The organism is Streptomyces purpurogeneiscleroticus (assembly GCF_020024005.1).
In the GTDB taxonomy this organism is placed as follows: Bacteria; Actinomycetota; Actinomycetes; order Streptomycetales; family Streptomycetaceae; genus Streptomyces; species Streptomyces purpurogeneiscleroticus.
Map to the genome: position 1 here is coordinate 1 of NZ_NHSG01000274.1, position 20,655 is coordinate 20,655.

Sequence of the window (20,655 nt, forward strand, 5' to 3'; positions counted from 1 at the left end):
GGCCGGAAGAACGGCCGGAAGAACGGTCGGAAGGAGGGGTGGGTGGTCCGTTCGCAGCAGTGGGTGGGGCGTCGCGTGGCGGGCGGTCGGAGGGCGGCCGAGGATGGAGCTCGCACCTGTCTCCTCACGGTTGGGAACAGCACATGATGCGTCGTCTCACTGTCATGCTCACCGCTCTCTTCGCCGCCGGACTCCTCGCCACAGGGTCCGCCGTCGCGGCGCCCGAACCGGAAGAGCTGACCCCGCGGGAGCAGGCGGGGTTGCAGTTCGCCGGAGATGTGCTCGGCGCGCTCTTCGGTGGCGCTCAGCGCTGACGCCTCGCGGCCGCGCCGGCGCGCAGTAACGCCGGTGCCGCACAGCGACACCGTTCCCGTACGGGAACGAACGCCGGTCCCGCACCGCACGGCGACAGTGGCCCACGGCTCGCCTTCGTTCGGTCCTCAGGGGCCGTTCACCTCGTTGGCGATGTGGTGGGCCCAGTCGCGGACGCGGGTCATGTCCGGGTGATCGGCGGACGGAGCCCGGTTTTCGTCGGGCCGGTCCCGGCCCTGGCCCCGGTCCGGGGCCCGATCCCGGTCCCGTTCCCTGTCCGCCGCCGAGCGGTCGAACAGGCCGTGGAGGCGGCGGACGGGGCGGACCGGGCCGCCGGTGGGGCGGTAACCCCCGGAGCGACCGAGCCGACCAGGCCGACCGCCGAACGTGATGTGTCCGCGAGCCCCCGCCCGGTCCATCGCGCGGCTCGCGCCCGGTACCGGCGGCGCGTCGGGCTCGCTCGCCGAGGTACTCGAAGGGCCGCTGCTGAACAGCCACACCGGGCGGGAGCGCAGCTGCGCGGCGTGCCGGCGCGCGAAGCGGCGGGCGTCGCGGTGCCAGCGGTTCCTGCGGAGTGCGCCGCCGAGTACGACGGCGTCGTACGGGCCCACGCTGACGACCTCCGCCGCGGGGCGTAGTTCAGTATCGAAGCCGTCCTCGCGCAGCGCGGCGGCTATTTCCTCCGCGATGCTCCGGGTGGATTCGGCCTTGGTGCCGTAGGCGTAGGCGATCAGTACGCGGTACTTGGCCATGGCGCTTCCTGGGGTTATGGCGTTTTCCCGAGGTGGTCGACGATCTGGCGGTTCGTCAGGCCCTCCTATCAGGGCGAGGATCTGCCGCTCCTTGGGTCCGTGTCCCGTTGTCCGTGTTCGGTCGTCCTTGTCCGGTCGCTGTCCGGCCTCGCCCGGGCCGACGACCCCAGCGTGGTGCACCCGCGCACGCACCACCATGGGCCGACAAGCCCCATCCGGGACCGGAGCGCCTCGGCAACCAAGCCGGTCCGCAACGGTGAGAGTCCGCGATCACAAAGGTCAGTCCGTGACCGTCAGAGCCTGGGGGCCGGCTTCTTTCATGCGGGTCTTGATCCATTTGATGTGGGTGAGGGTTTCCTTGTGGTGGGCCGTCACTTCGGTGAGGAGGTCCTGGTCGCGTACCGCCTGAGCCACCTGGCCCAGGTAGATCCAGTGCACGTTCACGGCCTGTGCCGCGAGGGAAAGCTGCCGCAGGTCGCGGAGCAGGAGGAGGCCGGACTCCGGGCGGCGGCCCAGGAGTACGGAGGACGTACGACGTACGGAGTCCATGGCTGAGGAGACGGGTGCGGGCGGGCGGCGGGGCGGGGTGAGGCGTTTGCCGAAGCGCTCGGCAATGGCGCGTACCCGGGCGGCGTGGGTGTCGCACTGGGGCGCGATGGTGCGGCACGGATACGACGTGCCGTGGTCGGCGGCCTGGCGCTCGGCGGTCTTGCGGCAGGCGGTGGCGAAATCGGTCTCCGCGTCATGGAGTTCGGAGAGCAGCAAGCCGATTTTGTTCATGGGATCAGCCTTCCGAGCCTTCCGTGGCGGTGCTGTGCGGAGGAGGCGCCCCTTCGTCCGATGTCTTCTCTTCCTCGGATGGCTTCTCTTCCTCCGACGACTTGCTCACCCGCACCGCCGTCACCTTGTAGAGCGGTTGTTTGGAGACCGGGTCCCACTGGGTCGGGGTGAGTTCGTTGGCGGCGCGGGTGTGAGGTGCGGGTGCGTCGTCTACGGGACGGCGGTCGAAGTACCCGTAGTGGAACGGGGCGAAGACGACCCCGGGGCGGGGGCCGGACAGTCGTACGGGGGCCTCGATGCGGCCGTGGCGGGAGCTGACGGTGACCGTGTCGCCCTCCTCGATGCGCAGCGGGCTCGCGTCCTCCGGGTGCAGCTCGACCCACATCCCGGGGGCCGCGTCCTGCAGTTCGGGGCTGCGGGCGGTACGGGTGCGGGTGTGCCAGTGGTGGACCGTGCGGCCGGTCGTCAGGCGCAGCGGGTAGTCGTCGTCGCGGGGCTCGTGCGGGGGCTGATAGGCGGCCGCCTTCAGGAGCGCGCGCCCCCGTGCCGACTGCACCGGCCCCGGTACGGGACGCCACCTGGACGCCGCCGCGCCACAACGGAGCCGCAGGGGTCTCTCGGAGCGCGGATCCATGCCCTCGACGAGGCGCCCGGTACGGACCCGGTAGCGTGGCGGGATCATGATGATCCCCGGAACGGTTTCCCGCGACGACGAACTGCGCAACTGGCCCGCCGACGAGGCCGCGGCCCGCGCCGCCCAGGACCGGCTGCGCCGCCATGTGGTGCTCGACGAGCCGGGCCCCGAGCCGGACTTCGACGGCACGGTGGCAGGCGTGGACGTGGCGTACGACGACGAGCGGGGCGTCGTCGCCGCGGCGGCCGTCGTGCTGGACGCCCGTACGCTGCGCGTCGTCGACGAGGCGACGGCGGTGGGGCCGGTGTCCTTCCCGTACGTTCCGGGACTGCTCGCCTTCCGGGAGATCCCGACCGTGCTCGACGCGCTCGACCGGCTCGCGAGCCTCCCCGACCTCGTGATCTGCGATGGTTACGGGCTCGCCCACCCGCGTCGCTTCGGGCTCGCCAGCCACCTCGGCGTGCTCACCGGGCTGCCGGTGATCGGCGTCGGGAAGAACCCGTTCACCTTCACGTACGAGGCGCCGGAGGCGGAGCGCGGTGCCACCTCCGCGCTGCTGGACGGGGGCGAGGAGGTCGGGCGCGCGCTGCGGACGCGGCGGGGTGTGAAGCCGATCTTCGTGTCCGTGGGGCACCGCGTCGGGCTGGACCGCGCGTGTGCCCATACGCTGCGGCTGGCGACGAAGTACCGGCAGCCGGAGACCACCCGGATCGCCGACGCGCTGTGCCGCCGGGCACTCGCGGAGGTCTGAGCGTCGAAGAGAGGCCCGCGCCCGGGCCGGCGCGGGCCGGGGCTCCCGTTCGTCAGTCCGTCAGCCCTGCTGCTCGACCACCCGGAAGCGCATTCCCGCCTTCATCAGCCGTTCCGTGAGCGCGTCGCCCATGGCGACCGCGGCCGTCACCTGGCCCGCGGTCTCGGGGAGTTCGTCGTACGCGAGGGACAGGGCCGACTCGGCGAGCATCCTCGCCGTCTCGTCGTATCCGGGGTCGCCGCCCGCGACCTCCGTGACGAGCCGTCGGCCGCCGCCCTCGCCCACGAAGCGGACCTTGAACCAGCTCTTCGCCCGGCGCGCCTCGTCCGGGCCGTCGCCGGGCGCGAGCCGGGCCGACAGCCACCGGCGTGCGGGCGGGAGCTGGGCCAGCCCGGCCGCGACACCCGCGCCCAGTACGCCCCCGACCGCCACCGGAAGCGACTTGACGCCAGCGTAGTGACGGTAGCGGAAGTCCGGCCCGTACCGCTCCAGCGCGGTCGCCGAGCGGGCGACCATCTGAGGGTCGAGGGTCGGCAGCGGTACGCCCCAGACGCCCTGCTGCCGGGTCGGCGTCCCGGGTGCCGCGCGCACCGCACGGCCCACCGGGCGCGGCTCGACGCGCTGCCGCTCCCGGGCGGCGCGCGCCATGCCGAGCGGGCGGGACATCGCAGTGAGCGCGGAGGCCAGCGTGCCGCCCGAGAAGGTGGCGTTGGTGCGGACGAAGCCGGCCACGCGCAGTGGTACGCCCTCGGGCAGCAGCCCCACCGTGTAGTGCACGCCGAGGTCGTACGGAATGCAGTCGAAGCCGCAGGCGTGCACCAGGCGGGCGCCCGAGGCGAGCGCCGTCGCGTGGTGGCGCAGGTACATCCGGTCGACGAATTCCGGTTCACCGGTGAGGTCCACATAGTCGGTGCCCGCTTCGGCGCAGGCGGCGACCAGCGGCTCGCCGTACTTCAGGTACGGGCCGACGGTGGTGGCCAGCACGCGCGTCGCGGTGGCCACGGCGCGCAGCGAGTCGGGGTCGGCGGCATCGGCGTGCAGCAACGGCAGCTCGGCGCAGGCCGGATGGTCCGCCGCGAGCTCGGCGCGCAGCTGCTCCAGCTTCGCCCTGTTGCGCCCGGCCAGCGCCCAGCGGCATCCCTCGGGGGCGTGCGCGGCCAGATAGGCGGCGGTGAGCCGGCCCGCGAAGCCGGTCGCGCCGAAGAGGACGACGTCGTACGCCCGTCCCGCGGCAGCCTGTCGTCCCATGGTGTGGCCCCTTCGGAGTGATCGGTCGGAGTGATCGTGTCGGCAAGGGTCGCACGCTAGGGAACAGTTATACGCGGCGTCAACACGGCCCATGTGCGGCGCGGCAACCGTACGCCCGCTGCCCCCTCACTCCGTCCGATCCGCCTCCCGCCCCAAACTGATCCCGCGAACGCCGTCCAGTTCTGCCAGGCGTTCGAGCAGATCGTGCGGGGAAGCGGTGCCCTCCAGGCGGAGCAGTACTTCACTGGCGACCCGCTCGGGCTCTTCCGGCCCGGTCTCGACCTGTACATCGGTCACCTGGAAGCCGCTGCTGGTGCACATCTCCAGCATCCGGCCGAGCAGGCCGCGCTGGGAGCGGTAGGCGAGCCGGAGTTCGAAGCGCTCCAGGGACGGGGCCATCGACATCCGGTCGGTGATCTTGGGGAAGCCGCGTACGACGAGGAAGTGCACGGCCGTCGAGGCGAGTGCGAGCAGCGGCAGCCCGCCGCCGCAGGCCATGCCGATGGCGCAGGTCAGCCAGATGGTCGCGGCAGTGGTCAGGCCGCGTACGGCGTCCTTCTTCACAAAGATCAGGCCGCCGCCGATGAAGCCGATGCCGGAGACGACCTGCGCGGCGACCCGGGACGGGTCGAGCCCGACGCCGTCGATACCGGTGACCGCCCCGAAGCCGTGGATCGACACCTCCATGAAGAGCGCGCTGCCGACGCCCACGAGGGTGTGGGTGCGCAGCCCCGCGCTCTTCTGGCGCGCCTCGCGTTCCAGCCCGATGAGGGAGGAGAGCAGCAGCGCCATGGCCAACTCGATGATCTGGCGCCAGCCCTGGCCGGTGGCGGGGTCGAACAGTGCGGCGGCGAGGTTCGAGGAAGGCATCCGGCCATTGTCATCGCCGCTCGCGAGCAGGCAATGGCGGCGGGGACCGACCCGCCCGCAAAGCCGCCCGGAAAGCCCCCGGAGGGGCTTGTGGAAAGTGGAACACGTTCTTAACATCACGAGTGTTACAGCATTGGTGTCACAAGCTGGGGGCGCGATGGCGCAGACAGGGAACGGCCCGCTGAGCGGAGTGCGCGTGGTGGAACTCGCCGGTATCGGGCCGGGCCCGTTCGCCGCGATGCACCTCGCCGACCTCGGCGCCGACGTCGTACGCGTGGACCGCCCCGGCGGCTCCGCCATCGGCATCGACCCGGCGCACGACCTCACCAACCGCGGCAAGCGCTCGGTGCTCGTCGACCTGAAGACACCGGAGGGGCCGGGGCAGGTACTGGACCTGGCCGAGCGCGCCGATGTGCTGATCGAGGGGTACCGGCCGGGTGTCGCCGAGCGGCTGGGCGTCGGCCCCGAGGCGTGCCTGGGCCGCAACCCCCGCCTCGTCTACGGGCGGATGACCGGCTGGGGCCAGGACGGCCCGCTCGCCGACACCGCCGGCCACGACATCGGGTACATCGCGCTCACCGGCGCGCTCGGCATGACCGGCACCGCCGACGGTCCGCCGGTCGCCCCCGCCAACCTCCTCGGTGATTACGCCGGCGGCTCGCTCTACCTCGTGATCGGCATCCTCGCCGCGCTCCAGCACGCGCGCACCGAAGGCGGCAGCGGCCAGGTCGTGGATGCCGCGATCATCGACGGCACCGCCCACCTCACCACCATGATCCGCGGCATGCTGGAGGCCGGCGCCTGGCAGGACCGGCGCGCCGCCAACCTCCTGGACGGCGGGGCGCCCTTCTACGGCACGTACGAGACGGCCGACGGTGGCCACATGGCCGTCGGCGCGCTGGAGCAGCGGTTCTACGCCGAGTTCCTGCGGCTGCTCGGCCTGGCGGACGAGGTGCCTCCGCGGGAGGACTTCGCCCAGTGGGGCGCGCTGCGTACGGCCATCGCCGACCGGTTCCGTACCCGTACGCGCGCGGAGTGGACGGCCGTCTTCGACGGGTCCGACGCGTGCGTGGCGCCCGTGCTGTCGCTGCGCGAGGCGCCGGACCACCCCCATCTCGCCGCCCGCGGCACCTTCGTCGAACACGCCGGTGTCACCCAGCCGGCGCCCGCGCCGCGCTTCTCGCGCACGCCCGCTGCGGTGCGCGGCGGCCCCGCCCTGCCCGGCGCGGACACCGAAGCGGTGGCCCGCGACTGGGACGTCCCCGCCCTGACCACCGCACACCCCGAGAACCGGCCCGCGGCCGGCACCGAGGAAGGCCCGCAACGATGACTCAGCCGACGCAGATGGCGCGCCAGATCTTCACCGAGGACCACGACGCCTTCCGCGAGACCGTGCGCACCTTCCTCAAGAAGGAGGTCGAGCCGCACTACGAGCAGTGGGAGCAGGACGGCATCGTCAGCCGGGAGGCATGGCGCGCCGCCGGCCGCCAGGGGCTGCTGGGGCTCGCCGTGCCCGAGGAGTACGGCGGCGGGGGCAACGCCGACTTCCGCTACTCCGCTGTACTGGCCGAGGAGTTCACCCGGGCCGGCGCCGCCGGTCTGGCCGTCGGCCTGCACAACGACATCATCGGCCCGTACCTCACCTCGCTGGCCACCGAGGAGCAGAAGCGGCGCTGGCTGCCCGGCTTCTGCAGCGGCGAGATCATCACCGCCATCGCGATGACCGAGCCGGGCGCCGGCTCCGACCTCCAGGGCATCAGAACCACTGCCGAGGACCGCGGCGACCACTGGATACTGAACGGCTCCAAGACCTTCATCTCCAACGGCATCCTGGCCGACCTGGTCGTCGTGGTGGCGAAGACGACGCCGGAAGGCGGCGCGCACGGGTTGAGCCTGCTGGTCGTCGAGCGCGGTATGGAGGGCTTCGAGCGGGGCAGGAACCTCGACAAGATCGGGCAGAAGGCCCAGGACACCGCCGAGCTGTTCTTCAATGACGTGCGCGTGCCCAAGGAGAACCTGCTCGGCGAGCTGAACGGCGCCTTCATTCACCTGATGACCAATCTCGCGCAGGAGCGGATGGGCATAGCGGTGGCCGGCATCGCCGCGGCCGAGCACCTGCTGGAGATCACCACGCAGTACGTCAAGGAGCGCGAGGCGTTCGGGCGGCCGCTCGCCAAGCTCCAGCACATCCGGTTCGAGATCGCCGAGATGGCCACCGAGTGCGCTGTGACCCGGACGTTCCTGGACCGCTGCATTGTCGACCACTCGGCCGGGCAACTGGATGCCGTACACGCCTCGATGGCCAAGTGGTGGGCCACCGAGCTGCAGAAGCGGGTGGCCGACCGCTGTCTGCAACTGCACGGCGGATACGGCTACATGAACGAGTACCGCGTGGCCAAGGCGTTCACCGACGGCCGTATCCAGACGATCTACGGCGGCACCACCGAGATCATGAAGGAGATCATCGGCCGCTCGCTGCTCGGCTGACCCTGCCCCGCCACGCCGGGCTCACCCTCACCCCTTTGAAAGGCTGCACACCGTGACTTCCGAAGCGTACGTATACGACGCGATCCGCACCCCGCGCGGCCGCGGCAAGGCCGCCGGCGCGCTGCACGGCACCAAGCCGATCGACCTGGTCGTCGGCCTGATCCACGAGGTACGCCGGCGCTTCCCGGACCTCGATCCGGCGGCCGTGGACGACATCGTGCTCGGCGTCGTCGGGCCGGTCGGCGATCAGGGCTCCGACATCGCCCGTATCGCGGCCATCGCCGCCGGGCTGCCCGACACCGTCGCCGGCGTACAGGAGAACCGCTTCTGCGCCTCCGGTCTGGAGGCCGTCAACATGGCCGCCGCCAAGGTCCGCTCCGGCTGGGAGGACCTGGTGCTGGCCGGCGGCGTCGAGTCGATGTCGCGGGTACCGATGGCCTCGGACGGCGGCGCCTGGTTCAACGACCCGATGACCAACTTCGACACCAACTTCGTCCCGCAGGGCATCGGTGCCGACCTGATCGCCACGATCGGGGGCTGGAGCCGCCGCGACGTGGACGAGTACGCCGCGCTGTCCCAGGAGCGGGCCGCCGCGGCCTGGAAGGACGGCCGCTTCAAGCGCTCCGTCGTCCCGGTCACCGACCGCAACGGCCTCACCGTCCTCGACCACGACGAGCACATGCGTCCCGGCACCACCGCCGACTCGCTCGCCTCCCTCAAGCCCTCCTTCGCCGCCATCGGCGACATGGGCGGCTTCGACGCGGTGGCGCTGCAGAAGTACCACTGGGTCGAAGCCATCGACCACGTCCACCACGCGGGCAACTCCTCCGGCATCGTGGACGGTGCCGCGCTGGTCGCGATCGGCTCCAAGGAGGTCGGCGAGCGGTACGGCCTGACCCCGCGCGCCCGGATCATCTCCGCAGCGGTCTCCGGCTCCGAGCCCACCATCATGCTCACCGGCCCGGCCCCCGCCTCCCGCAAGGCGCTCGCCAAGGCCGGCCTGACCATCGACGACATCGACCTGGTCGAGATCAACGAGGCATTCGCGGCCGTCGTGCTGCGCTTCGTGCAGGACATGGGCCTGAGCCTGGACAAGGTCAACGTCAACGGCGGCGCGATCGCCATGGGCCACCCGCTCGGCGCCACCGGCGCGATGATCCTCGGCACCCTCATCGACGAGCTGGAGCGCCAGGACAAGCGCTACGGCCTGGCCACCCTCTGCGTCGGCGGCGGCATGGGCGTCGCCACCGTCATCGAGCGCCTCTGACCGTCCGTCCCGACCCCTTACGGAGAACGCACCATGAGTGAAGCCAGCACCATCCGCTGGGAGCAGGACGAGACCGGCGTCGTCACCCTCGTCCTCGACGACCCGAGCCAGTCGGCGAACACGATGAACGACGCCTTCAAGACCTCCCTCGCCGCGGTCGCCGACCGCCTGGAGGCCGAGAAGGACAGCATTCGCGGCATCATCTTCACCTCCGCCAAGAAGACCTTCTTCGCCGGCGGCGACCTCCGCGAGCTGATCGCCGTCCGCCCGGAGAACGCCCAGCAGGCGTTCGAGGCGGGCCAGGGCATCAAGCGCGACCTGCGGCGCATCGAGACGCTCGGCAAGCCCGTCGTCGCGGCCATCAACGGCGCCGCGCTGGGCGGCGGTTACGAGATCGCGCTCGCCTGCCACCACCGTGTCGCGCTGGACACCCCCGGCACCAAGATCGGCCTGCCCGAGGTCACCCTCGGCCTGCTCCCGGCCGGCGGCGGCGTCGTCCGTACGGTACGGCTGCTCGGCATCGCCGACGCACTGCTGAAGGTCCTCCTTCAGGGCACCCAGTACAACGCCACGCGCGCGAAGGACAACGGGCTGATCCACGAGGTCGCGGAGACCTCCGAGGAGCTGCTCGCCAAGGCGCGCGCCTTCATCGACGCGAACCCCGAGTCCCAGCAGCCCTGGGACGTCAAGGGGTACAAGATCCCCGGCGGCACGCCCGCGAACCCCAAGTTCGCCGCGAACCTCCCGGCGTTCCCCGCCAACCTCAAGAAGCAGCTGAACGGCGCGCCGTACCCGGCCCCGCGCAACATCCTCGCCGCCGCCGTCGAGGGCTCCCAGGTCGACTTCGAGACCGCGCAGACCATCGAGGCGCGGTACTTCGTGGAGCTGGTCACCGGCCAGATCTCCAAGAACATGATCCAGGCGTTCTTCTTCGACCTCCAGGCCGTCAACTCCGGGGCCAACCGCCCGAAGGGCATCGAGGAGCGCAAGGTCACCAAGGTCGCCGTGCTCGGCGCGGGCATGATGGGCGCGGGCATCGCGTACAGCTGCGCCCGGGCCGGCATCGAGGTGGTGCTGAAGGACGTCACCCCGGAGGCGGCGGAGAAGGGCAAGGCGTACAGCGCGGGGCTGCTCGCCAAGGCGCTGGCCAAGGGCCGTACGACCGAGCAGAAGCGCGACGAGCTGCTCGCCCGCATCACGCCGACCGCCGACCCGCAGGACCTGGCGGGCTGCGACGCCGTCATCGAGGCGGTGTTCGAGGACACCGCACTCAAGCACAAGGTGTTCCAGGAGATCGAGGGCATCGTCGCGCCGGACGCGCTGCTGTGCTCCAACACCTCGACCCTGCCGATCACCGGCCTCGCCGAAGGCGTCCAGCGCAAGCAGGACTTCATCGGCCTGCACTTCTTCTCGCCGGTCGACAAGATGCCGCTGGTGGAGATCATCAAGGGTGAGCGGACCGGCGACGAGGCCCTGGCCCGCGCCTTCGACCTGGTACGCCAGATCCGCAAGACCCCGATCGTGGTGAACGACAGCCGCGGCTTCTTCACCTCCCGCGTCATCGGCCACTTCATCAACGAGGGCGTGGCGATGGTCGCCGAGGGCGTGGACCCGGCCTCCGTCGAGCAGGCCGCGGGCCAGGCCGGCTACCCGGCCAAGGTGCTCTCCCTGATGGACGAGCTGACCCTGACCCTGCCGCGGAAGATCCGCAACGAGACCCGCAAGGCGATCGAGGACGCCGGCGGCAGCTGGGCGCCGCACCCCGCGGACGCGCTGATCGACCGCATGGTCGACGAGTTCGGACGGCCGGGGCGCAGCGGGGGCGCGGGCTTCTACGAGTACGACGAGGAGGGCAAGCGGAAGGGCCTGTGGCCCGGCCTGCGTGAGCACTACACCAAGCCCGACGCGTCGATCCCGTTCAAGGACATGCAGGAGCGGATGCTCTTCTCCGAGGCGCTGGACACCGTGCGCCTCTTCGAGGAGGGCGTGCTCACCTCGGTCGCCGACGCCAACATCGGCTCCATCTTCGGCATCGGCTTCCCCGGCTGGACCGGCGGCGTGATGCAGTACATCAACGGTTACGAGGGCGGCGTGCCCGGCTTCGTGGCCCGCGCCAAGGAGCTCCAGGCGGCGTACGGCGAACGCTTCGCGCCGTCCGCGCTGCTGCTGGAGAAGGCCGCGAAGGGCGAGCCCTTCAAGGACTGACGGCTCACTGGGGGCGGGCCTGCGGGCCCGCCCCTCCCGCGCTCACTGCCCGCCGAACCACTCCCGCAGCTCCTTCTTCATGGACCGCTGCGAGGAGGCCGTTCCACGCGCCTGCGCTTCACCTCCCGCCGAACCACTCCCGCAGTTCCTCCTTCATGGACCTTTGAAAAGCCGTCACCAGTGCCTGTACGACCAGCGGCTGCATGTCGGCGGAGAGGGACTTGCGCCGGGCCACCTCGGCGGCGTCCGGCCCGCCGCCCTCGTAAGCGGCCCCGACCTCGTCCCTGAACAGCCGGCTCAGTTCCCGGGCCGCCGAGCGGGTGTGCTCCAGTACGACCGTACGGGCCGCGAGGATGGTCTCCAGCGCGATCGGCACGTCCAGCAGCCGCACGCCCAGCTGCAGCAGCCCCGGATCCACCTGGAAGACGCCCGCCTCCTCGGTGCGCACCAGCACGCCCATCGCGGCCAGCCGGTCCAGGTCCTGCTCGGTCAGCGACCGGCCCACCCGCCGCTCCAACTGCGTGAGCGTCTGCTCCTCGGCCCGGTCCGGGAGCCAGCCTGCGACGAGGGCGCGGTGAATGGCGAGATCCTGGGCGCTGAGGTCGGGCGGCAGCTGGTCCAGGTACCGTTCGATCGCCGACAGCGTCATGCCCTGGTGCTGCAGCTCCTCGATGAGCGCGAGCCGGGAGAGGTGGTCGGGGCCGTAGCGGCCGACGCGGCGCGGGCCGATCTCCGGCGGCGGGAGCAGCCCGCGGGTGCTGTAGAACCGGATCGTACGGACCGTGACACCGGCCCGGGCGGCCAGCTCGTCGACGGTCAGGTTCAGTTCGGCAGCGGACTCCATCATGTTGAACAGTATTGCTGTCTCACCACTGATGTCACCACTCCTGCGGGTGAGGGAGCGCCGATTGTCCTCCCGGCCCACTGCCCCCGTCAGTAGCGTCCAGTGTTCGGTACAGCGCTCCCGGGGGATGCATGCTCGAACTCAGCGACGACCCGTTCACCGTCCGGGTACTGGTGGTCGGGCCATCCGGATCAGGCAAGACCGTCTACCTCTCCAGCCTCTTCAAGCGCCTCCAGGTGCAGAGCAGCGCCGCGATCTTCCTGGAGTGCTCGCAGGCGCAGCGCGTCGAGCTGATGGGCATCCACCGCCAGGTGCGGGACAGCGGGGAATGGCCCGCCTCGAACCGCGTGCACAACGACCGTGAGTACACCTTCGACTGCAAGACCCGGCGGAACGCCACGAACCACTCGGTGCTGCGCATCAAGTACCTGGACTACGCGGGCGAGCTGCTCACCGAGGCCACCCAGGACGACGCCGCCTCGCGGGCCCAGGAGGAGCTGACCGAGCGGCTGGTGGCGGCCGACACGGTGCTGTGCCTGCTGGACGGGCAGTACGTACGCGAGCTGATGCGGGGCACGAATGAGGGTTTGGACCACTTCCACCACGAAATGTCGATGATCTTCGGGCTGCTGCAGTCGGCGGAGAAGCCGGTGCACTTCGTGATCACCAAGTGGGACCTGATCGCCGGGTACGCGGGTACGGAAGCGGACTCGCTGGCCGCCGTCCAGGAGACGCTGTGCGGCATGGAGGAGTTCGCGCACCTCGTGGAGAACGTCGCGATGGCGGGGAACGAGTACGTGCCCGCCGTCCGGCTGCTGCCCGTCAGCTCGGTGGGCCCCGACTACGCGACGCTGGAGCCGGACGGCCGGATGCGCAAGCGCCCGGGCGCGCTGCCGCACCCGCAGTACGTCGAGGTCCCGTTCCTCGCGATCCTGCCCGACATCTTCTCCTCGATCCTCGGCCGGCTGGACGAGGCCACCCGCCGCCAGCTGATCCTCGAGATCCAGCGCAGCACCGCCCTGACCGCCGCCGAGCGGATCAAGTGGCTGAGCGGCACGCTGAGCGCCCGGCTCAGCAAGGCCATCAGTGGCGTCCTGGGCGCCGTGGTGGGCGGCAAGAAGCTCGACAAGGTGAGCGAGGCCGCGGTGGAGATGTTCGCCAGCCGGCTCACGGAGCAGGGCGAGCGCAAGATGGGCCTGCGCGAGCAGGAGCTGGGGCAGGTCGACCGGCTCACCGAGGAGGCGGCCTCCGCGCGGCGGATCGCGATGGACCGCATGAACGCCGAGCTGGCCTCCTTCGTGGCCAAGATGCCGGCCTCCGTGCTGCGCGACGGTGAGGCGTTGTGAGCCGCAGGGGCGCGCGGGACGCCCACTGCTGGCCCTTTCTGGTGGGGCGCGGCCGGGTGGTGGGTCAGCGCACGCTCCTCGTGCCGCGCTTCCTGGGCGAGCGCAATCTGTCCGGGCTGCTGCGCGACGCGATCACCGGCAGCCTGACGCAGGAGGGAGAGAGCCGGCACGCGGAGGCGCCGCTGCCGGGCGGCGGCCGCATCGGACTCTCGTACCGGATCGTCCAGGCGTCGCCGCCCGGCGCGGACGGGGTGGTGCTGCGCGACCGCAGCGGCCGGCCCATCGAGCTCGCGTACGGCGTGGTCGTCACCGGGGGATCGGGCGCGCGGGCGCGGATGTCCGTGGCGGACGCCGATCTGCCGGGGCTGCGTCCGATGGTGCTGGATGTCTTTGCGCGTTTCCTGGAGGCCGAGCGGGCGTTCCCGCCCGCGGTCTCCGCGCGGGTTACGGTGGCCGAGCTGGCCGCGGGGACGGTACCGGTACCGGAGCCGGGGCGGGCGGCGGAGCCGGCGCCCGCCGCGCCTGACAGTGCGGACGACGCCCCGGCAGAGCCGGGGGAGGCGGCACCGGGGCCCGAGGCGGCCGGAGAGCCGCAGGACGGCGAGCCGCAGGACGGCGAGCTGCAGGACGGCGAGCCGCAGGACGGCGAGAACGGCGCCGAGGAGGACGCCCCCGAGGACCGCTTCGGCCTGGTCGGACGGCTCGTGGCGCTGCTCAGGGGGCCCGGCGGCGGGCTGTGGGCGGTCGTACTACTGGCGGGCTGGCCGGTGGCGGTAGTGCTGGCGCTCGTGCTGATCCTCAAGGACTGAGGGGACCGTTCTCCAAGGACCGAGGGGGCCATCGGGCGGCTTCCGAAAGGGCCCGGCGAGGTTGACGGCCGACCCCCTGTGATCTCCTTCACAGACGGATGCCCGCACTTCGGGGAAGGTGTGCGGTCGGTCCGACTCGCGCGATCCGCGACGTCCGGCCATCGCTGCACCGCCCTCCCGAAAGCGAGATGACGCACCTGTGAGCACGAACACCGTCCAGGAAGACGCCTACCGGCCGCCGGACGGGGGGAACGGCGACGCCCCGCACGACGCGGGCGACGCCGGATACAGCAAGGGCCTCAAGGCCCGGCACATCAACATGATCGCCATTGGCGGCGCGATCGGCACCGGCCTCTTCCTCGGCGCCGGCGGCCGGCTGGCCGCCGCGGGCCCCGCGCTCGCCATCGCCTACGCGGTCTGTGGCCTCTTCGCCTTCTTCGTCGTCCGGGCGCTGGGCGAGATGGTGCTGCACCGCCCCTCCTCCGGCTCGTTCGTGTCCTACGCCCGTGAGTTCCTGGGCGAGAAGGGCGCCTACGTGGCGGGCTGGATGTACGTCGTGAACTGGTCGACCACCGGTATCGCCGACATCACCGCCATCGCGCTCTACACGCACTACTGGAGCCTCTTCACCGACGTGCCGCAATGGCTGATGGCACTGATCGCGCTCGCGGTGGTCCTCGCCGTGAACCTGATCTCGGTGAAGATCTTCGGTGAGCTGGAGTTCTGGTTCGCGATCATCAAGGTCGCCGCGCTGGTGATCTTCATGCTGATCGGCATCTTCCTGCTCGCCACCCAGCACCCGGTGAGCGGCCACACGCCCGGCTTCGATCTGATCAGCGACAACGGTGGCCTCTTCCCGACCGGCCTGCTGCCCGTCGTGGTCGTCCTCCAGGGCGTCGTCTTCGCGTACTCCGCCGTCGAGATGGTCGGCGTCACCGCGGGCGAGACCAGCGAGCCGCACAAGGTCGTCCCGAAGGCCGTCAACTCGATCATGTGGCGGGTCGGCATCTTCTACGTCGGCTCGGTCGTGCTGCTGACGCTGCTGATGCCGTGGGACAAGTACACCGACGGCGAGAGCCCCTTCGTCACCGTGCTCTCCAACGTCGGCGTACCGGCCGCGGGCGACGTGATGAACCTCGTCGTGCTCACCGCCGCCATGTCCAGCCTCAACTCCGGTCTGTACTCCACGGGCCGCATCCTGCGCTCGATGTCGGCGGCAGGCTCCGCGCCGAAGTTCACCGGCCGGATGAACCGCCACCAGGTGCCGTACGGCGGCATCCTGCTCACCTCGGCGGTCTGTGTGCTGGGCGTCGGGCTGAACTACGTGGTGCCGGGCAAGGCGTTCGAGATCGTGATCAACATCGCGGCGCTCGGTGTCATCAGCACCTGGGTCGTGATCATGCTCTGTCACATGGTGTTCGTCCGCCGCACCAAGGAGGGCGTCCTGCAGCGCCCCAAGTTCCGCCTCCCGGGCACACCGGTCACCGACATCGTCACCATCGCGTTCCTGCTGGGCGTCATCGTCCTGATGTGGTTCGACGGCGGCGTCGGCCGCGACACGGTCATGCTGGCCCCGGTGATCGGCGTGGCCCTGGTCGTCGGCTGGTTCGCGGTCCGCGGCCGCGTCAGCCGCATAGCCGCGGACCGCACCACGACGACCGGCGGCACAGACGGCCTCGAAGGCCCGCCCGCCCCGAAGATCCCGGGCCCGCGCCGCTGATCTGACGTAGTTGGCGAGGCCGGCAGCGGCTTGGCTGGAGTATGCCGCGCTGCAGGTCGGCATCCCAAGCAGCGGCTGGGTGCTACCCATGGGTCATGGGCAGGCTTCGTCCTGCTTCACGGCGCCGAAGTCGATCTGGGTGTCCGTGGAGAGGGTGCCTGCCTGTGGCTCTTGGGAGCACACCTTCCAGTTCCGGTCCAGGACCTGGAGCCGGTCCATGCCGGTCGCGTCGTGCGAGGCGAGGTTGTAGAACCCAGCAGCCTGAGCGCTGTCTTGCGCGTCCTGCAGGCTCTTGCCCACCATGTCAGGAAGCTGCGCCTCTTCAGTCGACTCCTCTTCCATGGTGGGCGACTCATTCACGGTCTGGGTGACTGTGGTCTCCGGTGTGTCCTTCTCGCTCGCTTCGCTTCCGCAGCTCGCGAGGGCAAGCGCGGCAAGCGGCGCGATGAAGATGGCAACCGCCTGGCGTCGGCCTCGGGACCTGCCCTGGTGGTACATGGGATATCGCCTCAAGTGGTGTTACGGGTAAGGCGCGGAGGGCCGTTCTCGCGGACTGGCTCGGTGCGCCATTCCTTTTCGGCGCTGCTGCTCAGAAGTGTGTTTCGCAGCCTCATCACGCTGGGAATGAGTCCTGCCTCCCGGCCGAAGCTTTGGACTACTTCACGTCACCGGCGAAGATTGCCGCCTCCGTCTCGTAGCTCAGCACCACCTCGATCTGTACGTACTTCTTGCTCCCCGGCAGCTCGCATGCCGTCGTCGCAGAGATGGAACGTCCAGGCCGCAGGTGGCTTGTCGGCATGTTGATCCACTCGTCGACGTAGAGGCAGCTGATGTACATGTCGTTGAGGTCCATCGCGCTCTCACAGCGGTTGCGCAGCTTGAAGGTGAACTTGATGGTTGTGCGGAGGGGTGACGGAACCGAGCGATGAAGCGGGGACGCATGGATTACTGCGCCTCGGAGATGCGGGCGCAGATCTGGAGATGCACGCTGGAAACAGGGCGCTCACAGGGCCATGTACCGCCCATCGCCCGACCGATGGCCGCCGAGTCCGTGGAAACGCCGAAAATCCGAAGCGGATGTAAGCGGCTGCGCCTTGTGCGAAGTCGGCCTGCCTCTTAGAGCTCTCACTCCGCTGCTCAGGGTGACCGGGGGAGATCAGTATGTCATTGCTGTCGCATGCGCGTCCGGCAAGCGAAGATGGCGATGCCCATCTCGCTCATCTCTTTATGTGCTGTTCTCATGCTGCGCCTGAGGTGCGCCATTGGCAAGACGGATGTCCATGGGTACCACCCCCTCGAGATATCGATCTTTGGTTCTCGCGCTCGTACGGTGAGGAGAGAGTGAAGGCAGGCGAGAGCAATGAAAGATGTAGGGGAACTGCTTCGAGAGCGGGCAGAGAAGGCTGAAGCTGCCGGCAAGGCGGACAAGGCCGCGAAGCTGCGCTTGAAGGCCGATAAGGCAGATGGCAAGGTCCCTGCCGAGTTCGCCGAGCACTACCGGGTGGATGTCACAGAGAACATCGCGACGGCGGGCTCCGGGATGACGAAGGGCATGAAGTACCGCTGGGCGCTCACTGATACGGATACTGATCGGCCGGTGAAGGTGGGATACGCCTTGACCGTTAAGGATGGTTACCGTAGAGGGGATCACTACCGGTACAAGCTGTGGCAGAAGCAGGGGTAGTCGTCGAGAACCGCTGAAGCGGCATATCACTCCCGGCCTCGGCAGGGTGCAAGAGCGTTCTGCAGTGCGTCGAGCTCCAGGAGGAGTTCGACGCACTGCAGAACGGCAAGGCGACGAACCTCGTCAAGTCGATGTGGGGACGGGAGGCGACCTGCCTCAGCCCGCGGTCACCGGGTAGTGGTCCGACAGGTTCGTGTACGTGTACTCCTTGCCGCCGCTCGTGACCGTCCACGGCGGGCAGTCCTCCTTGACGACCTCGTTGCGCCAGTCGGCCGGGCGGGTGTGGCCGGTGCGGTGGAGGACGTAGTCCAGGTCCTCGCGGGGGTCGGTGGGGTAGCGGTCCCGGGCGATGGAGTTGTCCTGGGTGTCGAAGGAGTACGGGTGTCCGGTGCGGGTGTCGGCGGCTGTGAGGCCGGCGGCGCTCAGCATCGCCCCGTACTCCGTGCTCCGTGAGTCGACGTTGAAGTCGCCCGCCACCATGACCTGCTCGCCTGCCGGGATCTGCTTGGCGTCGAGGAAGGCGTCCAGTTCCTTGAACTGCTTCGCGCGGGTGGTGGCGGCCTCGCCCGCGGCGCAGCCGGGGTCGGTGGACTGCGTGTGAGTGCCGACGACGTGCACCTTCGTGCCGTTCACGTTCAGTACGGCGTAGACGAAGCCCTTGTTGGAGTAGTAGTCCGAGCCGCAGGCGTCCTTGTAGATGTACTGCTCCTTGCGGAGCACCGGCCACTTGCTGAGGACGGTGACGCCGCCGTCCTCCGGGGTGAGCGAGGAGTACGCGCCTCCGGTGGCGTCCCAGCCGTCCTTGCCGCGGCCCATGACCGGGGTCTGGTACGGATACTGCGCGGCGGCGTTCGCCTTCAGGGCGTCGGAGGAGGAGTTGTCGAACGCCTCCTGGAGGAAGACGACGTCCTGGCCGCGGAAGAAGTCCGCCGCGGGGATCTCCTTCGCGCGGTGGTCCTGGCCCCAGTTGGGGTAGAGCGTTTTGCTGAACAGGAATGCGTTGTAGGTGAGGACCTTCAGCGCGGGAGTGTCCGCGGTGGCGGCCGGTGCGGCTGTCGCGGTGGTGGCCGTGAGGAGTGGCGACGCGGCGACGGCGATCGCGGTGGCGAGGACGGCGGCGCGCGTGCGGCGCGAGGTGTAGTGCGGGGCGGAGTGCGGCACTGAATCTCCCTGTGGGGGGTGGGAATTGATCCGGTGCCGCACATCCAATCAGGCGTGGTTACCTTCTGGTAACCGGTAGCCGGCGGGAAGATTTATTCCGGGCGGTGGCCGTCCTGCGTGTGCACGTCGTCCTGCGTGTGCACGTCGTCGTGCGCGTGGTTGTCGCCGTGCGCGTGAACGTTGTTCGTCGCGGCGATTTTCTTCCAGGACTTCGGCTGGGGTGCCGATGCCTTGCCGGCGGCCGCGATCGTGGCGCTCTGTGCCGCCGGGGCCGACGGCTTCGCGGGCTGGTACAGCCAGGTGTCGAAGAAAGCGGCGAGCGGCTTGCCGGACTTCTCCTCGGCGAACTTCACGAAGTCGGCGACCGAGGCGTTGCCGTACTTGTTCTCCGTCGGCCAGGACTTGAGGATCTCGAAGAAGGTCTTGTCGCCGAGCTTGTTGCGCAGCGCCTGGAGGGCCAGCGCGCCCCGGTCGTAGACCGCGATGTCGAACTGGTTCTCCGGGCCCGGGTCGCCCGGCTTCACCGTCCAGAAGGCGTCGTCGGCCGGGTGCCGGTCGTACACGTAGTCCGCCAGCTCCTGCGCGGTGCCCTCGCCCTCCTTCTCCGACCACAGCCACTGGCTGTAGCGCGCGAAGCCCTCGTTGACCCAGATGTCCTTCCAGTCCTTCAGGGACACGCTGTCGCCGTACCACTGGTGGGCCAGCTCGTGCACCACGACAGAAACGTTGGTGCCCGCGTCGAACGCCTTCTTGCCGTAGAAGGGGCGGGTCTGGGTCTCCAGCGCGTAACCGGCCGGAACGTTCGGTACGTAACCGCCGAGCGCGTTGAACGGGTACGGGCCGAAGACGCCCTCCAGCCACTCCGCGACCTCGGTGGTGCGCTCGATGCTGGCCTTCGCGGCGCCCTCGTTGCTGCCGAGGTCCTTGCTGACGGCGTTGATGACCGGCAGGCCGTTCGCCGTGGTGTCCTTGGTGATGTCGAACTTGCCGACCGCGAGCGTGGTCAGATACGTCGCCTGCGGCTTGTCCGAGCGCCAGTTGTAGCGCGTCCAGCCGAGCTTGGAGGACTGCGAGAGCAGGACGCCGTTGCTGAGCGCCTGGGTGCCGTCCGGCACGGCTACCGAGATGTCGTACGTCGCCTTGTCGGTGGGGTGGTCGTTGCTCGGGTGCCACCACACCGCCGCGTCCGGCTCCTGCGCGACCACGCCGCCGTCGGGGGTGCGTGCCCACGCCGTGAAGCCGTCGATCTTCAGCTCGGAGGGCTTGCCCGCGTAGCGCACGACGACGCTGATGTCCTTGCCCTTGGGCAGCGGCGCGGCCGGCGTCACCTCCAGCTCGTGCTTGCCGGACGTCTTGAAGGCCGCCTTCTTGCCGTTGACGCGGACCTCGCTGACCTTCAGGCCGAAGTCGAGGTTGAAGCGGGAGAGGTCCTGCGTGGTCTTCGCGAGGAGGGTCGCGGTGCCCTCCAACAGGTCCGTCTTCGGCTGGTACTTCAGGCGCAGGTCGTAGTGGGAGACGTCGTACCCGCCGTTGCCGCTCTCGGGGTAGTAGGAGTCGCCCACGCCCGGGGCGCCGGGGGAGTAGTCGGCAGCCGATGCCGGGATCGCCAGCAGCAGGCTGAGCGCGGCGGCGCCCGGCACGAGGAGTCTGTGACGCACGAGTCCTCCAACTCGTCGGAGAGACCGGTCGGTTCCGGCCTTCGTGGGGGGTGTTACCGATCCAGGTAGGGATCGCTTCCGACCCTATGTACTGCGGTGTCTCACGTCAGGTGCATGGCCATATCTG

Annotated in this window: 20 protein-coding genes; 10 read left to right on the forward strand and 10 right to left on the reverse strand. The window is 70.0% G+C overall.

Annotation, left to right across the window (positions count from 1 at the left end; all coding sequences use genetic code 11):
• Positions 1 to 143 precede the first annotated feature (143 nt).
• The gene (locus tag CCS38_RS17605; RefSeq protein ID WP_223734236.1) at positions 144 to 314 is read left to right on the forward strand and encodes a hypothetical protein; all 171 of its coding nucleotides are present in this window, start codon (positions 144 to 146) and stop codon (positions 312 to 314) included.
• Positions 315 to 440: 126 nt separating this feature from the next.
• Here CCS38_RS17605 and CCS38_RS17610 read toward each other — a convergent pair whose 3' ends face one another.
• From CCS38_RS17610 to CCS38_RS17620, 3 genes are all read right to left on the reverse strand, one after another.
• Positions 441 to 1,064: a flavodoxin domain-containing protein gene (locus CCS38_RS17610; RefSeq protein ID WP_223734237.1), complete on the reverse strand. Its 624-nt coding sequence runs from the start codon at positions 1,062 to 1,064 to the stop codon at positions 441 to 443.
• A gap of 279 nt (positions 1,065 to 1,343) precedes the next feature.
• Positions 1,344 to 1,844 carry a hypothetical protein gene (locus CCS38_RS17615; protein WP_223734238.1) on the reverse strand — a complete coding sequence of 167 codons (501 nt, stop codon included), beginning with the start codon at positions 1,842 to 1,844 and terminating at the stop codon, positions 1,344 to 1,346.
• 4 nt (positions 1,845 to 1,848) lie between these two features.
• A complete protein-coding gene (locus CCS38_RS17620) occupies positions 1,849 to 2,400 on the reverse strand; it encodes a molybdopterin oxidoreductase family protein (protein ID WP_223734239.1) in 552 nt (183 codons plus the stop codon).
• A gap of 124 nt (positions 2,401 to 2,524) precedes the next feature.
• Between CCS38_RS17620 and CCS38_RS17625 the strand changes: the two genes are divergently transcribed.
• Positions 2,525 to 3,229, forward strand: a complete 705-nt coding sequence (locus tag CCS38_RS17625; RefSeq protein WP_223734240.1) for an endonuclease V — start codon at positions 2,525 to 2,527, stop codon at positions 3,227 to 3,229.
• Positions 3,230 to 3,289: 60 nt separating this feature from the next.
• Here the strand turns inward: CCS38_RS17625 and CCS38_RS17630 are convergent, their stop codons facing one another.
• Both CCS38_RS17630 and CCS38_RS17635 read right to left on the reverse strand, forming a co-directional pair.
• Positions 3,290 to 4,477 carry a saccharopine dehydrogenase family protein gene (locus tag CCS38_RS17630; RefSeq protein ID WP_223734241.1) on the reverse strand — a complete coding sequence of 396 codons (1,188 nt, stop codon included), beginning with the start codon at positions 4,475 to 4,477 and terminating at the stop codon, positions 3,290 to 3,292.
• Positions 4,478 to 4,603: 126 nt separating this feature from the next.
• Positions 4,604 to 5,347 carry an MgtC/SapB family protein gene (locus CCS38_RS17635; RefSeq protein WP_223734242.1) on the reverse strand — a complete coding sequence of 248 codons (744 nt, stop codon included), beginning with the start codon at positions 5,345 to 5,347 and terminating at the stop codon, positions 4,604 to 4,606.
• A 157-nt stretch (positions 5,348 to 5,504) separates the two neighbouring features.
• Here CCS38_RS17635 and CCS38_RS17640 point away from each other — a divergent pair, with 157 nt between their 5' ends.
• From CCS38_RS17640 to CCS38_RS17655, 4 genes are read left to right on the forward strand one after another with little or no spacing between them, the layout of a single operon-like run.
• Entirely contained in the window at positions 5,505 to 6,677 is a 1,173-nt protein-coding gene (locus CCS38_RS17640; protein WP_223734243.1) for a CaiB/BaiF CoA transferase family protein, read from the forward strand.
• Positions 6,678 to 6,691: 14 nt separating this feature from the next.
• Positions 6,692 to 7,834: an acyl-CoA dehydrogenase family protein gene (locus CCS38_RS17645; RefSeq protein ID WP_223734257.1), complete on the forward strand. Its 1,143-nt coding sequence runs from the start codon at positions 6,692 to 6,694 to the stop codon at positions 7,832 to 7,834.
• Between the two features lie 52 nt (positions 7,835 to 7,886).
• Entirely contained in the window at positions 7,887 to 9,101 is a 1,215-nt protein-coding gene (locus CCS38_RS17650) for an acetyl-CoA C-acetyltransferase (RefSeq protein ID WP_223734244.1), read from the forward strand.
• Between the two features lie 33 nt (positions 9,102 to 9,134).
• Positions 9,135 to 11,306, forward strand: coding sequence for a 3-hydroxyacyl-CoA dehydrogenase NAD-binding domain-containing protein (locus CCS38_RS17655; RefSeq protein WP_223734245.1), 2,172 nt, complete (start codon positions 9,135 to 9,137; stop codon positions 11,304 to 11,306).
• Positions 11,307 to 11,424: 118 nt separating this feature from the next.
• Here the strand turns inward: CCS38_RS17655 and CCS38_RS17660 are convergent, their stop codons facing one another.
• Positions 11,425 to 12,153, reverse strand: a complete 729-nt coding sequence (locus tag CCS38_RS17660; RefSeq protein WP_223734246.1) for a MerR family transcriptional regulator — start codon at positions 12,151 to 12,153, stop codon at positions 11,425 to 11,427.
• A gap of 128 nt (positions 12,154 to 12,281) precedes the next feature.
• On the opposite strand from CCS38_RS17660, the gene CCS38_RS17665 reads away from it, so the two are divergent.
• The 3 genes from CCS38_RS17665 to CCS38_RS17675 all read left to right on the forward strand — a co-directional run bounded on the left by CCS38_RS17665 (position 12,282) and on the right by CCS38_RS17675 (position 16,025).
• Positions 12,282 to 13,496: a TRAFAC clade GTPase domain-containing protein gene (locus CCS38_RS17665; RefSeq protein WP_223734247.1), complete on the forward strand. Its 1,215-nt coding sequence runs from the start codon at positions 12,282 to 12,284 to the stop codon at positions 13,494 to 13,496.
• Positions 13,493 to 14,305 carry a hypothetical protein gene (locus tag CCS38_RS17670; protein ID WP_223734248.1) on the forward strand — a complete coding sequence of 271 codons (813 nt, stop codon included), beginning with the start codon at positions 13,493 to 13,495 and terminating at the stop codon, positions 14,303 to 14,305. The genes CCS38_RS17665 and CCS38_RS17670 overlap by 4 nt, the downstream gene beginning before the upstream one ends.
• Positions 14,306 to 14,624: 319 nt before the next feature.
• The gene (locus tag CCS38_RS17675) at positions 14,625 to 16,025 is read left to right on the forward strand and encodes an amino acid permease (RefSeq protein WP_223734258.1); all 1,401 of its coding nucleotides are present in this window, start codon (positions 14,625 to 14,627) and stop codon (positions 16,023 to 16,025) included.
• A 93-nt stretch (positions 16,026 to 16,118) separates the two neighbouring features.
• Here the strand turns inward: CCS38_RS17675 and CCS38_RS17680 are convergent, their stop codons facing one another.
• Positions 16,119 to 16,523, reverse strand: coding sequence for a PASTA domain-containing protein (locus CCS38_RS17680; RefSeq protein WP_223734249.1), 405 nt, complete (start codon positions 16,521 to 16,523; stop codon positions 16,119 to 16,121).
• A 157-nt stretch (positions 16,524 to 16,680) separates the two neighbouring features.
• The gene (locus CCS38_RS17685) at positions 16,681 to 16,878 is read right to left on the reverse strand and encodes a hypothetical protein (RefSeq protein WP_223734250.1); all 198 of its coding nucleotides are present in this window, start codon (positions 16,876 to 16,878) and stop codon (positions 16,681 to 16,683) included.
• 507 nt (positions 16,879 to 17,385) lie between these two features.
• Between CCS38_RS17685 and CCS38_RS17690 the strand changes: the two genes are divergently transcribed.
• Positions 17,386 to 17,709, forward strand: a complete 324-nt coding sequence (locus tag CCS38_RS17690; protein WP_223734251.1) for a hypothetical protein — start codon at positions 17,386 to 17,388, stop codon at positions 17,707 to 17,709.
• Positions 17,710 to 17,865: 156 nt separating this feature from the next.
• Here the strand turns inward: CCS38_RS17690 and sph are convergent, their stop codons facing one another.
• Entirely contained in the window at positions 17,866 to 18,870 is a 1,005-nt protein-coding gene (gene sph / locus CCS38_RS17695) for a sphingomyelin phosphodiesterase (protein ID WP_223734252.1), read from the reverse strand.
• A 92-nt stretch (positions 18,871 to 18,962) separates the two neighbouring features.
• The gene (locus CCS38_RS17700; RefSeq protein WP_223734253.1) at positions 18,963 to 20,528 is read right to left on the reverse strand and encodes a M1 family metallopeptidase; all 1,566 of its coding nucleotides are present in this window, start codon (positions 20,526 to 20,528) and stop codon (positions 18,963 to 18,965) included.
• Between the last annotated feature and the right edge of the window lie 127 nt (positions 20,529 to 20,655).